This window comes from Paenibacillus polymyxa, assembly GCF_018614975.1.
Taxonomy (GTDB): domain Bacteria; phylum Bacillota; class Bacilli; order Paenibacillales; family Paenibacillaceae; genus Paenibacillus; species Paenibacillus polymyxa_E.
Map to the genome: position 1 here is coordinate 1 of NZ_JAGGNR010000020.1, position 16,171 is coordinate 16,171.

The following is a 16,171-nucleotide window of genomic DNA, read 5'->3' on the forward strand; positions in this document are numbered from 1 at the left end:
TCGAGCCGGTTTCCCTTCGATCTCCTGAGTATACTTGGTTATCCATTTCGACAACACACTTTTGCTTGAAATATCATATTTTTCTGTTGCAGCAGATAAAGATAGCTGACCAGACAAGACATCTCTGACCGCACCCAGCCTTATTTCCTCGGCGTATGTTTTCCACGTTTTCGATTCCTTTAACCCATCCGACCCATGTGCTCTATATTTTCTGACCCAATCTTTGACTGAATTCTTGCTCACCCCAATGTGTTTAGCTTCCGAATTCGGATTGGATTGGAGTTCAAGGCAGCGCTGTACGGTGTGTAATTTGATTTCTAAAGAAATGGGACTTCTTTTAGACATGAGAAAACTCCCCTCATAATAGACGTAGAAGTTTTGTTTTTTTCTACTGTCTACTATGGGGGGAGCATATCAGTGAATGCTGAAGAGATCTTTTTTTATTTTACATATAACCGACAATTGCAACTCAAAAAAGCCAAGCTGAGAAGCAAGAATTACCCATCACTGAAATTACACTGGATCTGGCGTTCCAGTCCTGCTTCTCGATTTCTTAAATAGTAAGATGGCAAGAAATAATGCTACGCTTACAGCTCCAAATCCCAACCAATTCAAGTACAGGACAGATGTGCGACTGATCACAAGCCCACCTAATCCAGATCCCAGTGCAAAACCAAATTGGATAAATGACGTATTTACGCTAAGGGCAATGTCGGGATTACGAGGTGCCAGTGTAACCAGATATAGTTGCTGTGCCGGAGATATGCTCCACGTTGCTAACATAAAAATCATGAAAACCAAGATTAAAATCATAAGATTGATCCCCGCTAGAGCGAACAAAAGAAGAGTTGCACCTTGTAACAGAAGACCTAGACAAATTGTAAACTTTGATCCCTTTGCATCTGCCAATTGTCCGCCCACTTTTGATCCGACAAAGCTGCAAATACCCGCGAGTAACAGAACACCGCTTATCTCGCTCATGGTAAGAGTGGATGTAGCTTGCAAGTAAGGCGTAATATACGTGAACAGTGTAGAATAGCCGCCGATATACAATAATGTAATAAGCAAGGCAGTCAGAATGAGTGGATTTTTTAAAATGGAGATCTGCATTCTGAGGGTGATCTTTTCTTCCTCTTTGATTGCCGGAACCTTTTTGTAGATAATAAGTAATGGAAGAACACTTAATAAACCAATGAATACAAATAGGACTCTCCATCCAAAAATTTCACTAAAAAACGTACCCGATGGCACACCGAGCACTAGCGAACTGCTTAGCCCCATCAAAATGATGCCGATGGCATTGCCCCTTTTTTCTTTTTCAACGAGTCGTGTCGCTACGGCCATAGCTATAACCGTAGCGATTCCTCCGCTCGCCCCTTGAATAATTCGCACCCATAGTAATGTTTCGTAAGAAAGGTTAACAAGCATAAGTCCGTTACTGGCTATAAACACACTGAGGGCGGACAACAGTAACTTTTTGCGATCCATATTTATTGTAATTGCAATGAGAATCGGAGCGATAATGGCCGCTGCCAGAGCGAATACAGTCACCAGTAAACCCACTTCGGAAGTAGATACGCTCAACTCTGCGGCGATCATTGCAATGACTCCTGTAATAATGTATTCAATGGTTCCGATCAGAAAAACAGCCAATGCCAAGATATATATGATCCATTTATTTTTCAATTTACTCCACTCCGTCTTTTTCAGTTATCTAATTAGTATTGGAATTTGTATTTCTATCAATTGTGCATCTTGTTCTTGAGATAAGGGTAAGTATAGTTCCCTACCAGACTCGTTTTCCTTGATCTGATAGTTATTCTTCTCAATCCATGTAGCTAGATGAACACAGGCTTTACAGGCAAAGGCGGCATTGGAACGATAAGTTATGGTGGCCATCATGGGCTCAGCAGGAAGAGTTCGCAGTTGAAATGGGTCGGGAGGTGATCGCAGCTCACAGGTTAAGAAATAACCTATTTCAAACTCGAACTCTTCCTCTTGTCCAGCGACTTCTTTCCACAAAACAACCTGTGGTCCGTGGATCAGTTGGTGCATTTCTTTTGTTAATGACTGATCAAACTGATGAAATAAACTCGGAATCTCCTCTTCCCTCCCGCACCCTGTCTGAAAAAGAAACTGCCGAGCCCCTTCCTCTTTGATTCGGATTTCTTGCCCGGTTTCGACGTGCCCCTCTTCCTCTATAAGTTGCATACGTTCCTCAATTCGGACGAGTTTGGCTTGTTCCGTATCGATAATCTGCTGAATTTCGCTTCTCTTCAGCTTAAACATGCCTTGAATATTCTCCAACGTAATATGTTCCTGTAACAACTGTGTGATTTGTGGCAACGTAAACCCCAATTCTTTGTAAATGAAGATTCGATTGAGCTCGAGAAGCTGATCTGCGGAATAGTAACGGTAACCTGTACTTTGATCTACCTTTCTCGGCTTAAGTATGCCAATCTGGTCATAATAACGCAGTGTTTTTAATGAGACCCTGCTTAGCCTGGAAAACGCGCTGATTTTGAACAACATATCATCTCCAATCTATTAACATAATGCGAGTATATAGTTTCCCGTACAGGGGAAAGTCAAGGGTGTATATGCTTCTCATTTGCCTAGATAAATCAACCACCGTCCTTGTCATCACTCTATGTTGCTGTTATGGGTAAGTCAAAGAACCGTTTCTGAATGAAACGTTCATTTTTTTTGAACAAAAAAATGCCACGCATCGTGGCATCCTCTCGGTACTCATTCAATTATCCTGCTCAGCATTACTAATTTTTTTAAATAAACAGATTATGATTGGCTTGTGATGCTTGTCCAAGATAGTAACCTACACCACCAATTTTGACTTGATCTATTAATTCTTCACGCTGAATTCCCATTAAGTCCATGGACATTTGGCAGGCAACGATCTCTGCTCCTTGTGCAATTACACTCTCTATCAATTCTTCCAATGAAGGCACATGATGTTTTTTCATCAAACCACGGATCATCTTCGGGCCTGCTCCGAGCATATTCATTTTGGACATGCCAAGCTTCTGGCTGCCGCGAGGTAACATCATATCAAACATACGGCCGATCATCGTTTTGGATAACTTCTGCGGTTGCGGCTTACGAATAATACTCAATCCCCAAAATGTGAAAAATAGAGTTACTTTCCGTCCGCTGGCTGCTGCCCCATTAGCAATAATGAGTGAGGCAATCGCTTTATCCAGATCGCCACTGAAAACAACCATCGTGCTGGCAGGATCGCTGATGGGGGAATCTGATACGGGTTGTGCTGTATTTTTAACAATGATAGACTCAATGGTTCCGCCCTTCAATCTTTCCAACTGCAAGATTGTGGAACCCGACATCGAGGCCCATGCTTTGACATCTTCATAGAAGCCTGGATCGGAAGCTTTCACACGAAGGGTTTCTCCGTTCGAGAGTTGATCCATTTTTTGCTTAACCTGAATTAACGGACCAGGACAACTTAATCCGCATACGTTCAGGTCATGATCAATACGTTGCGGCTGTGTCGAGTCAGCTGGAATAGACTCCTTTTCCTTAGCGTCCAGCGCAGGAACATGATGATCTTGTTTTCCAGCAGTAAATGGAGCAGGCTTAAACTGGGCTTGACGGTATGTTTTATAACCACCACTCAGGTTTTTCACGCTAAAACCATGCTGACGCAGAATTTGCGAAGCTGTATAACCACGCAGGCCGACTTGACAGTATAGCCAGATTTCCTTGGATGGGTCTAATTCATCTAACCGCTCACGAAGCTCATCAACTGGAATAGAGAGTGAACCCGGAATATGACCATTTTGATGCTCGATTTCACTGCGAACATCCAGAAGGATCGACTGCTCCGGCTGACGATCAGCCAGTTGATTATAGGTGAACGTCTGAACACGTCCAGTAATCATATTCTCTGCTGCATATCCAGCCATATTCACGGGATCTTTGGCAGAAGAATAAGGTGGCGCGTAACTCAGTTCAAGCTCTGTCAAATCCCGGACATGTCCTCCAAAATGTATGGCAACAGCAATGTCATCAATTCGTTTATCCACTCCATCATAACCGACTGCTTGTGCGCCTAAAATTTTACCTTCCGGAGTAAACAGCAACTTAAGAGTAATTGCGCTTGAACCCGGATAATACGATGCATGAGAAGCAGGGTGTACGATAACCGTTTGATATTCTACGCCGAGACGCTGTAGTGTTTTCTCATTACTGCCTGTCGTGGCTGCGGTCATTCCAAATACTTTGATAATGGACGTACCTTGTGTTCCTTTATAGGTAGAATGAAGCCCTGCGATACGGTCAGCAACAATCCGGCCTTGTTTGTTGGCAGGTCCGGCAAGGGGTATCGTTGCCTTCGTACCATGAATGGTTTCCGTGACTTCGATGGCATCCCCAACCGCATAGATATGTGGCACACTGCTTTCTAAAGCTTCATTTACGATAATATGTCCACGTGCACCCAGCGAAATGCCGCTATTTTTCAAGAAATAGGTGTCCGGCGTTACGCCTATCGCAAGAATAACCATGTCAGCTGTTAGCGTATGACCATCCGCAAGTTCAACCCCTATGCCCTGCTCTAGGGAATGGAATCCCTGAACACGCTTGGAAAACAGCAGGTTCACACCATGATTCTCCATTTCCTGTGACAATGCGGCTGCTAACTCGGGATCATATGGTGTGAGTACTTGTGCGTTCCCCTCAACCAATGTTACATCCAGACCCGCTTCCTTTAAATTCTCAGCCATTTCCACACCTATGAATCCACCGCCTATGACAATCGCAGACTTGTTGTTAGAAGAATTTACCTGTCCTTTGATCCGATCAATATCTGGAATACTTCGTACGGTATAGATTAGCGGATTGTCCTTACCCGGCAGATCGGGAATGATTGGTTTGGCACCTGGTGACAATATCAACTCGTCATAGCTTTCTTCATATGCACCACGCTCCTGAGACTGTATCTTAACCACTCGCTTCTGCGAATCGATAGCTACGACCTCACTTCTTGTACGCACATCGATCCGAAAGCGATCTGCCATCCCTTTTGGCGTTTGCACCAGCAGACGCTCTCGATCATTGATTGTGCCACCTATATAATAAGGTAAGCCACAATTGGCAAATGAAATATAGGGCCCTTTCTCAAAGATAATAATCTCGGCATGTTCATCCAGACGGCGAAGACGTGCAGCTGCAGATGCACCTCCAGCTACCCCGCCAACAATCAGTACTTTTTTACTCATGATTCACAATCATCCTTTTCAAATAAAGTATTTATAATCTGTTCAACCCGTGGATCAGCAAGCACATAGTTCACTTCAAGACCATTGCGCTCTGTAGCAACAATACCTGCACTACGAAGCTTTTGGAGATGTTGTGAAACTGTAGATTGGGGAAGATCCAGACATTCCTGCATATAAGAAACATTACATTTTTTTTTCATCATCAGTCCCCGCACAATACATAAACGAATGGGGTGAGATAAAGCTTTCAGGAGATTAGCTGGTTCATCGAACTGTTTAATGTTATTGCTGTCAAAAGCGGGAGTGTTCAAAAGTATTCCTCCTAAATCGTTATATCGTAATAATACGATTTATTGATATGGATGTCAAATGTATTCTCAAATGAAGGAGTTCCATAAGTTACATTCCTCCTCAACCCTACGGTTTGGCTTGTTTTAGGTGGATGACAAAAATGCCTGCCAAAATCGCTAAAAGCGACATTTGACGGGCATTCATGTTGTATCAGGCCTTTATAGATAGCGATTTAATTAAACGTCTTATATTAGAGGATAACAGGCTGAATCAGTCCGTCCTTACCAAAAAGAAGCGGGTCGATACATATTTCGCGGTGATAACCCTTTCCAGAGGAGAATCTGGACAGTGGCGTGACAAAACGGTGATAGGCAATCTGGTATTGACCCATTTCGGAATCATTAAATATACAGTGATGACCTGTGCCCAGCATGCCCTTCTCCACATTTTTGCTCAGAATCGGGTATTGATAGGTAATTGGACCATATAGCTGCTCTGCCGTACCGTAATTCACATGGTAGTCTTCGCTACCTGTATCATCACAGGACCACGTAAAGTGGTATAGTCCACCCTGCTTCAACACGGTTACCGCCTCACGAAAATCATGTAAGCCCACCAGATTACTCATTGTGTCCTCTACGACACTTATCATGTCTTCACCAAGCTCCACAATGGCGGCATGTCCATTGCCAAATAACAGGTACGTTCTTCCGTCATCTTCAACATAGATGGAAGGATCAATAGCCTGACCCATGGTGATGCCCAGACGTTTCAACTGCTCCATTGTGATTAAAGGCTGCGGCTCGGCGAGGAATGGACCAACCGGTCTATCTGCCACAGCAACGCCAATCGCACTCTCGCCGTTCAGCATTTTGCCACAGAAATAAAAATAGAACTTTCCGTTTCGGCTGGCAATTGCCGGTGCCCAGGCATTACCGGTTGCCCAGGCGACATCCTCTGTTCCCAGATCAAGGATCACACCTTCGTCTTGCCAATGCTTCAGATCTGAAGAAGAAAACACCTTGAACTGTGTCCCCGACCACCCCTCGAAGCCATCTGTTGTCGGGTACATATAGTAACGATCCTCAAACTTGGTGACATCAGGATCGGCATATTGTCCGGGGAGCACCTGATGACCATCCCCAAAAGCCGCGAGAAGCCGGCTGCACTCCTCAGCTGTGATTGGCAGTACACTTCCGTGTCGCTTTTGAGTCGTTCCCATATCGAAATCACCATCAGGGACGATGCGGAATTCTCCGCTTCCCAGATCTGTAGTCAGCAGAGGAAGATAACCCTTGCCTTCAGCAAATCGATCAACAATCAGACACCATTCCTCCCGGTCATTGAATTTAAAGATTTGAGGTCCCTCCACACCTGCCAAACCCTCCAGTAACGGGGCTTGCAGTGTAACAAACGCCTCTTTGTCGAGAGAGTCTCCTTTTTCAACCCGTATATTTTTGGTTGTTTCATCCTTGGAGTATCGATAGTAACAGCCAGCCGCAGGAAGAATTGTTGTATCAATAATATGATTATCCCGCTCAATGTATTTCTCCGATGCAGAGAACGTACGAAAGTCTTTTGTACGAGCGCTGTATATTTTTTGCTTTCGTTCTTGCTCCTGAGGTTCCTCCGTCGCAGAAGCCCAGAATACGAGAAACTCATCTGTTATTTCATCATACACAGCTTCCGGCGCCCAGACACATCCAGCGCCCTCAACACCTAGTGTAACGTTCCATGGGGAGGACCAGTTCACGAGATTGCTGGATTCCCATACGATTACGTCACGGCTCCCCGCATTAACGGCATGAGTCCATCCTTTGCCGCTTGCGATGCGGAGATCCGTTGCAATCAGATAAAATTTATTTTCCTTGACTGAACGAACCAGAAACGGGTCCCGTACCCCCTTTTCTCCAAGATCGGAAAACAGCACAGGTGATCCCCCATTAAGGTCCTTCCAGTGAAGTCCATCCTCGCTATAGGAGAAATAGACCTGCTCTCCGTCTGGTTGTTCGCCAATAAAATGTACAAAGAGATACCCATCATAATTTGGAGTTGGTGTGGTCAATGGTAAGAGCCTCCTGAAATGAAATTGATTTTTATACTAACAGTAATATAAAAAAAATGAAAGCGTTCTACTTCTGTTGTATCATACTTCAAAAACAGCGGAATGAGTATATTTTTGTGATTTGGAACACATCGCCTTTATTTTACCTCAGGTATACAAAGGTCCTGTTTTTCATTTACAAATAAATGCTAATCTTCTTAATGATGAACAAATGAATATAGATTCATGCATTCATTTTTGTTGTTGAGATATTACGAGGAGGAATCATTGTGAAATTATCCAAAAGAGTATTACCAGCGGTAGCGCTGACTCTGGCTGTATCGGCTTCTTCTCTCTTGTCTGCCGGACAAGCAAGTGCCGTTCAAGCTGTAAGTGTGGAGAAAAAACAAATCAAGAACATCATCTTCCTCATTGGGGATGGCATGGGGACCTCTTATACTTCCGCCTACCGTTATATGAAAGATGATCCTTCGACGAAAGGCATGGACAAAACCGTATTTGACCCTTATCTTGTTGGGGCACAAATGACCTATCCGGATGATGATAAACAAAATGTGACGGATTCCGCTTCCGCAGCAACAGCCATGTCGGCAGGTGTAAAAACCTACAATGCGGCCATTGCGGTTGACCCTGAGCAGAAGGAAGTCAAAACCGTACTTGAGCAGGCCAAAGAAAACGGCAAGTCCACCGGACTCGTGGCTACATCGGAGATCACGCATGCCACACCAGCTGCATTTGGTGCCCATGATATCAGTCGAAAAAATATGGATGCTATTGCGGACGATTATTATGATGAGTTGATTAATGGCAAGCATACGGTTGATGTACTTCTGGGTGGAGGGAAATCCAATTTTGTACGCGAGAGTCGTGACCTGACGAAGGAGTTTCAGAAGGCCGGATACAGCTATGTCACGGATCGTTCCTCTCTCCTTGCGGATAAGAATCAACAAGTTCTTGGACTGTTTGCGGACGGAGGTCTGGACAAGTTCGTTGATCGTAGTGCTGCAACTCCATCATTGGCTGAGATGACCAATACAGCGATTGATCGTCTCAGTTCGAATGACAAAGGATTCTTTCTAATGGTCGAAGGCAGTCAGATCGACTGGGCAGGACATGATAATGATATCGTTGGCGCGATGAGTGAAATGGAAGATTTCGCAGCAGCATTTCAGGCAGCTATTGATTTTGCCAAAAAAGATGGTGAAACACTTGTCGTAGCTACTGCCGACCACTCCACGGGCGGACTTACCCTTGGAAAAGACGGAGAATACAACTTCTTCGTAGATCCGATCAAAGCTGCACTGCGCACGCCTGACTTCATGGCAGCACAAATTGCAAAAGGTGCTTCGGTTGAAGAAACACTGAAAAGTTATCTGAAATTGGAGTTGAAGGCGGAAGAGATTCAATCGGTGAAAAATGCAGCCCAAAGTGCGGATGTAACAAAGATTGATAATGCCATTGAAGCGATTATGGATAACCGTTCATATACGGGCTGGACAACAGGTGGACATACAGGTGAAGATGTTCCGGTCTATGCCTACGGCCCGGCAAGTCATCGCTTCGCCGGTTTGATCGACAACACAGATAATGCCAAGATCATATTTGATATTCTCAGCAAGCACCAGTAATTCGACAATAATTCAGTATTATAGGTATTAATAGAATGATCCCTTCTCTTCTTTCATCCGAAGAGAAGGGATTTTTTTCATTTCTGAGGTTGTCACTAATCTGGACCGTTCACTTCCGATCTATTTGGAACAAACCGGATACAACGAATGGCAAGAAGAATTTGATAGATCTGATGGCTATCATTGTTATCACTGGCTGCAAACGACAGGCGGTGAAGGGCAATTTGAATGTGCGGGAAACACGATGACACTTGGGCCAAATCAGGGAATTCTCTTGCCGCTGCATGTTCCGCACCGTTATTACACATCTTCACATCCCTGGTCTACCTGGTACATCACATTTAGTGGTAATTTAGCCCCTACGATCATCTCTTCTCTGGGATTGGCCACATCAAAGGTCATTCGTTGGGAAGGTGATTCCAGGCTGTCGAGAATTCATAACACCACCAGCCGTTTGGCGAGGCAGCAGTCTGAATTCAGCGGAATGGACAGTTCTACGTTTGTTTATCGTTTTCCAATGGATCTGAAGCGTTACGGACAAGTGGACAACCAACGCTCTTACTCCCAACAATCCACCCGACTTGCACCCTATATTCGATTCATGGAGGAGCATTTTCAGGATGCCTCAATCGGCTTGGCTGATCTATCGGAATATGCAGGCTTGAGCTCGCAGCGGCTAAATTACTTGTTTCGTATGACCCGAGCTATTACAAGACTGACTATACCGGGCAGGTTTTGCAAGCATATAGCGCTCTGGAACAATCCAATCTGGATTGCAACATCGTCAATCTGCGCAGCCTTCATCAAAACTACAAGCTGATTTTAGTAAAAGGCACCAAGCCAAGGTTGGCGATCCTTGTTGCATCATTGTCGCTGACATTAATCGAAATGGCTTGGCAAAAGGATGGGGCATGTCATTTATTTTAATGGATGGAACATTCTTTGGACCTTTTTGTCATACCTCCTGCCCTTTGTTCTTGCTTATGGTTACAGTAAACTGTAGAGGTATACGAAGTGAAGTTTCACTGAATCCTGAGTTTAAATGCACTCTTCCAGCGTATCAGGTTCCACATGAACGTGAACGGTGTAAACGTCATGTTCCTCCATTAACTCGTTCTCCACGTCTGTACAGATATCGTGTGCTTGTTGAAGATCCAGCTCAGCATCAACTGTTATGACAACATCCACTACAGCATTATTGCCATAATTGCGTGCTTTCACGTCTTTGACCGTCTCTACACCGTCTATTCCGGCAATCGTCTTTTTGTATTCCTGAATCAGTTCAACATCAAAACCGTCCGTCAGATGGTGTGTGGCTTCCTTGAAAATGTCCCAAGCGGTCTTGCAGATCAGGAAACCTACGATGACAGCCGTTACAGGGTCCAGCCATGGGAGGCCGAACTGGGAACCCACGATCCCAATGACCGTACCAGTGCTCACCCAGGCATCGGAAATGTTATCACGAGCTGCAGCCATGACCGCCTGACTTTTAATACGTGTAGCAAGTCTTTTGTTATAGAGATAGACCAGATACATGACAACCGCGCAGAAAATGCCTGTGTACGCAGCGATGATATCCGGAGATTCATGTGTACCCTGAAACACAGAACCAATAGCTTCAAACAGTACTTGTAAACCTACTGCCATCATAATAAAAGAAGCAACAAGTGACGCAACGGTCTCTGCTCTCCAGTGACCATATGTATGATCTTTGTCGGCTGGGCGTTGGGCAAGCTTCAACCCGATCAGTACAGCTATTGAAGCCACAATATCAGTGGCATTGTTTAATCCATCCGCCTTGAGCGCTTCTGACCCGGCCATATTGCCAATGACCAGTTTTAATACGGTCAAACATATGTAGGCGATAATGCTGATGATGGCTCCGCGCTCTCCCAGCTTTAGATTATCGTATTTGAGTTGATCCACATGATATCCTCCTGCAATCTTCAATTCTAGCACGTGTATGATGGTATCATTGAAGATTTGTGTGGGTCTAGAGAAACGTTTTGAGTGTGACGAAACATAATCTGTAAGCGGCAATTTTTTTACGAGAATCCAAAAAAGTTGGATTTGTCCAACTCAAGTGATTAAAGGATGGTAAGAGGAAGGTGGGCGACTGCATTACCTTGTAACCACACTTTCTTGCACCTAGACAGAAAGAGCCAAATGGATCGTTTTGATCCACTCGGCTCTTAGCGTTATTTCTCAATAATTTGTATAACATCACTTACCGTTGTACCACTTCCATTCATAATTCACTGCTCTTGTTCAGAAAGTGTCGGTTCAACTGGCGCCTCATTGGCAAGTAGCTCCGAATCATCGGAATGCCGTTCGAACATAACCGCGTCAACCCTCGTATAGATCATATCCGCAGGAAGTGTTGGCGGGTCTACCGTTGTAGGCGTAACCCTGGTTAACCGGACATACTCGCTGCCGTCACCCGTAAAGTCGAACGTTCCCAGGTTAACCCAACCCGATGATCCGACCGTTGCATCGATATAGGTGACCTCGGTACCCGTTTTATGCTTCACTTCCACTTTGACATGGTTATCGTTGGCCGTCGTATGGACGAGTTTATAGATCGAGACCGTATATTTCCCTTCTGGAAACTCGCCTTTCCACGTCGCTGATGAGCCTTGAACGGTTGAATAGCGGGATTTAACCCCGATTTTGTATCCAGCTAAATTGCTTTGGCTCCACGACCCTTCTGTCGTGTATAACCCCGTTGTATCTGTACTGTCGACGATAACCGTTAGATCCTTAATCGTAATGGTCAATGGCGGCGTTGTTAAGTTCACTCCGTCAATCGTGACAGTAGCCCATACCTCAATATGATCCGTGTCCCCATCGAGATTAAGAAGGGTCAACAACCCATTGCTATCCACTTCGGCCAGATCCGTACGATCAACGAAATACTGCACATTGGCCTGTGTTAGATCACCGATCAAACCGTTATCTAAATAGCCGGTTACGCTTAGTTGTGCGGTTTGAGTCATCTGCAGCTCGCTGCGATCGGACATGATCACAGCAGACTCCAATTGCGGTACCCTGTTTGGGTCCACCCACATGATCGCATCGGCAACGACTCTGGACTTGTTGGCCTTATTGGTTAATTCCACGTACCCGCTATCGCCTGCAGCAAAAGGATAATCCCCCAGGTGCACCCAAGTACCATTCGCTGTTGTCTCATCAACAGTAATTGTCTCGGAGCCTCCACTATAATAAACGGTAAATGAGGCATTTGTTGCCCAATTTTCACTCGCAGCCGTGATTTGCGGAATCTTGTAATACACACTGTAAGTGACACTTTCCGGCAGCTCAGGCCGCCATCTCATTTTGCTTGTCGCTGTGCCAGCCGTAGATTTGGCATACACATAGTTATCATAATAATAATCGTTAGCCGTCGTATCCCTTATCCAGACGCCTTCTGTCTCCGCCTCCGTATTATCCACTATGATAGAGGAACTATCCTGCCCATCGGGTTGGACTGGCGTTTCCGATACCTGATCCGGCAGATAAAGTGTCCGCTTACGTGTCTGTTTCCCCTCCGATTCCACGTAATACGTAAAGGTTTGGGATATATCATTCACCCGTATCGACCATTCCATCGGATAGATCGTATCTGGGATGGTCGTATACGTGGCCCCGCCATCCAGGGAATAATGAATTGTCGCTGGTTTCGTTGTTTTGGCCTGCACATAAGCATCATAAACCGTTTCGTCGGGCTTAACGATCAGCATGCCTTTAACCGCATCAATTGGACTGTGTGTATCAAAGAAATAACTTGCATCCGATGGTTCAGCCGTTCTAACCTGATGCAATGGTACATCAATATCGAGTCCCTCTACAATGATCGCGGTGATTCCCTTGCTTGAAACCGTAGCTTGAATGATTCCACCACGCATAACCGTTTGCTCTGGTGTGCCATTGTCGCGGATGATCGTTACGGTGTAATCTTGTGCCGGGTTGAATCCAATGATATGTTCATTTAATTCAATTGGAGTCTGAACTTCTTCTGAAGATGCGTTGCTTAACCCGATGTAGAATTTATCTCCGCTCTCTCCTGTTATCCAGTTCAATTGAGGATCGTTAGTCTGGATGATCCCCTTGGGCATCCAAAGCCAAACGTCGGAGTTACCATAAAATTGACCTGGTTTATTCCCATAGAGGTGATATTTAAACCATAAAAAATTCGTTTCAAAAACGGAAGGAAACGTAATACTCCCGTTTGATTTTAATGATTGTTCGCTAATCAAATAATCCATCGTTTGTCCAAGCTGCCCCGGGATATGGTGATAATAAATGGATGTAGCCCCGCTTGGGCCTTCCAGTGGAAAATCCGGTTCAAGCTGGCTAACGGCGAAGCCCTTATAGTAATAACCTGGATAACTGGAATATCGTCCAATAACCGCATTATGAGCAATATCCTGCAGCAGTTTATCCCCTGTATAGAGCGACAATCTTAGCATGAACGGAGCTTCCTGAGCATTCATCCGATAATAGCCAGTGGTACTTCCTGCTTCAAACGTCAATCCGCTCGGTGAAACAAGCCAACGCTCCGCTTGAACCCCTCCGGCTATATCTTCGGGAAGCTTGAGTCTAGGATATTGAAATTTACCACTTTCCGGCCAATGGAACGACTCCGCATAATTATACGTCTCAGGCTGCGGAATCGTAACGTTACCTTCAGGAACCGGGCGAGCAACAAACATGGTTGCATAGCGTTTGGCTTCCTTATAGGCGGCATCCAAATATTTGGGATCCTGAGTTTCCTCATATAGCTCCAAGATCTCCATCCACAGCTTGCTGTAATAATAAATGAACTCATTTTTACTCACATCGACGGATGCAGGTGTATCGATATGTTGCGTGATATAACTGTCGGCTGCATCCTTCGCAGCTTGCAAATACTGCGCATCTCCCGTCATCCGATACATCATCAGGGGCTGAATGACAGGCCCCCGGTCTTTCTGAGCCGGGTCACGCACGAGGTATTCTTCCTGTGCGAGTGCCCCAATTCCTGCCGAAGTGCCCATCATCTGATTGACAGCGGCTACGCTTGAAACATCGAACGGCAGAGTAGCCATTTTCCATAAGGAAGGCACACCGTATACTTTCTTCTGCGTTGGCGACCAACCGATACCGTTTCGCGATACGCCATACTGGACGGACGGCAGTGCTCTCGTATCGTATAGCTGGTCATCCCCAGTTAAATAATAAGCTCCCAAAAGAACTGCATTCGAGCTTGTTCGAACGCTATCCTCGTTTTCGATATCAATAAAACCCTTGGCCCGACTCCACCACCCGCTGGGTGACGGAACATAATTAACAGAGTCGTCTCCTTGAGGCTCAATCTTAAGTAAATCAATCATATTAAACATCGCGTCAGTGAGCGACTGATCTGAAACATTTTCCCGGTATGCTGAATAACCGTACTCATTGCGAAGAATATCCGCGTAAGACTCATACAGATTGCTTTTTTGAGCGGTTAGCCCCATATGAAATTGATAAGTGCTTTCTGCGGTCATTTGCGAATAAGTCCCTAATTGAGGCGCATACAGGATGGGCTGCACGCTACCTTCGTTGTTGACAAGGCTCATGCCCAGCCGTTGTTTTGTAACGCCTCCCGTCGGTTCAAATTCAACCGGAAGCTCTGCCGAAGGTACAAATATGCCATACGTCAATGGATTTCCCGTACCATCATTCTTCTCAACCAGGCTCATCGGAGCGCTCAGCTCTCTTAAGCTTGTTGATTCTGCTGTACCTACCATTTTGGCATGTGATCTGAATCCATTTAACACCTCATTAATGCCCGAGACTGCCTCTGTTGTGAAGGACTGATATCCAATCACATAATTGCCGTTGCGGCGAGGCGTAAAGGCAAAAGAAACATCTGGTTTATCCCCTGCCATGGACCAGTTCACTTCAAAATCGTAATCACTGCCATGCGTAGAGTCGGTTAATACTGCCGTCTGGCTGTCAGGAAAATTGACCCCATCGAATGTAATCCAGCGTTTGTTCATCGTATCGTAGTAATTGGTTCGGCTGCCCGCATTTCCATCTAATAAAACCCATTGCTCCTCAAGTCTTTCCGATTCATTATTGATTGGAACCCAGTTCCCCGTCTCTGTGTTTTTGTAAAACATGTCACGCACGATGGATTTGCCTCCATCCCATGCTGCCTCATAGAAGGTTGCCTTATAGTTATCATTTTCAATGCTGCCTTTTTCGGTGTAACTGAGATTCGCTAAAGTACGGCTCCGCAGCGGGGGCAAAGGTGGTGCTTGTTGACGGATATTCCCCTCGAACTTGACTGCATCAGCCCGCGTAATAATTGTACCCGTAGAAGGCTGCGTTCGAGTCAGCCTGACAAATTCGCTATCATCACCACTAAACTCATACTCCCCCAGATCCACCCATCCAACCGATGGACCTGACGAAGGTCTAAGATCCATAAACTTAACATCCGTAATCCCGTTATGAACAATCTCAATTTTCACATTACTATCTGCTTTATCCGCCCAATCCAGCTTATAGAACGATATTCTCGCCGTCCCTGCTTCCAAGCGTGGATTCCATGTAATGCTTCGACCTACGGCATCCGTATATTTGGAACTGGAATTATTATACCCTTTCACTCCCGTACTTGTGGTCCAATAAGGAGCAGAGAACCCGTTATTCGCGTTACCCGCATCAGGCGTCACAACATCATTAATCTTGATGCTCCCGTCATCGATGATAATCGTCTGATAAGGTAAGGTCTCCGCATAAGCGGCCCTTATTCCGATCAGGCTGGAAGGAACTACGATCATCAACATGAAAACGATGAAGAAAAACAACTTCCTTTTGACCATACAATTCACAACCTCTCCTTATAATGATAGCGCTTCCAAAAATGAGTTACCTTTTGCTCAAATGATCGTAAAAAAGCACTT

General features: G+C 45.1%; 9 protein-coding genes and 1 pseudogene. 2 read left to right on the forward strand and 8 right to left on the reverse strand.

Features of this window, described 5'->3' with window-relative positions; all coding sequences use genetic code 11:
* The 6 genes and pseudogenes from J7E78_RS17965 to J7E78_RS17990 all read right to left on the reverse strand — a co-directional run.
* Positions 1-345, reverse strand: a pseudogene (locus J7E78_RS17965) (helix-turn-helix domain-containing protein); the annotation flags it as partial.
* 168 nt (positions 346-513) lie between these two features.
* Positions 514-1,686: an MFS transporter gene (locus tag J7E78_RS17970; protein ID WP_215077569.1), complete on the reverse strand. Its 1,173-nt coding sequence runs from the start codon at positions 1,684-1,686 to the stop codon at positions 514-516.
* A gap of 24 nt (positions 1,687-1,710) precedes the next feature.
* Complete coding sequence (locus J7E78_RS17975; protein ID WP_215077604.1) at positions 1,711-2,529, reverse strand: MerR family transcriptional regulator; 819 nt, start codon at positions 2,527-2,529, stop codon at positions 1,711-1,713.
* Positions 2,530-2,783: 254 nt separating this feature from the next.
* On the reverse strand, positions 2,784-5,252 hold the full coding sequence (locus tag J7E78_RS17980; protein ID WP_215077570.1) for an FAD-dependent oxidoreductase: 2,469 nt from the start codon (positions 5,250-5,252) through the stop codon (positions 2,784-2,786).
* The gene (locus J7E78_RS17985; protein ID WP_124114836.1) at positions 5,249-5,563 is read right to left on the reverse strand and encodes an ArsR/SmtB family transcription factor; all 315 of its coding nucleotides are present in this window, start codon (positions 5,561-5,563) and stop codon (positions 5,249-5,251) included. The genes J7E78_RS17980 and J7E78_RS17985 overlap by 4 nt, the downstream gene beginning before the upstream one ends.
* Before the next feature lie 230 nt (positions 5,564-5,793).
* Positions 5,794-7,608: a glycoside hydrolase family 43 protein gene (locus tag J7E78_RS17990; protein ID WP_215077571.1), complete on the reverse strand. Its 1,815-nt coding sequence runs from the start codon at positions 7,606-7,608 to the stop codon at positions 5,794-5,796.
* 263 nt (positions 7,609-7,871) lie between these two features.
* Between J7E78_RS17990 and J7E78_RS17995 the strand changes: the two genes are divergently transcribed.
* A complete protein-coding gene (locus tag J7E78_RS17995; protein WP_397330593.1) occupies positions 7,872-9,236 on the forward strand; it encodes an alkaline phosphatase in 1,365 nt (454 codons plus the stop codon).
* Between the two features lie 124 nt (positions 9,237-9,360).
* On the forward strand, positions 9,361-10,056 hold the full coding sequence (locus J7E78_RS18000) for an AraC family ligand binding domain-containing protein (protein ID WP_215077572.1): 696 nt from the start codon (positions 9,361-9,363) through the stop codon (positions 10,054-10,056).
* A 218-nt stretch (positions 10,057-10,274) separates the two neighbouring features.
* On the opposite strand, the gene J7E78_RS18005 is transcribed toward J7E78_RS18000, so the two are convergent.
* Positions 10,275-11,162: a cation diffusion facilitator family transporter gene (locus tag J7E78_RS18005; protein ID WP_215077573.1), complete on the reverse strand. Its 888-nt coding sequence runs from the start codon at positions 11,160-11,162 to the stop codon at positions 10,275-10,277.
* A gap of 329 nt (positions 11,163-11,491) precedes the next feature.
* Entirely contained in the window at positions 11,492-16,090 is a 4,599-nt protein-coding gene (locus tag J7E78_RS18010; RefSeq protein ID WP_215077574.1) for a golvesin C-terminal-like domain-containing protein, read from the reverse strand.
* Between the last annotated feature and the right edge of the window lie 81 nt (positions 16,091-16,171).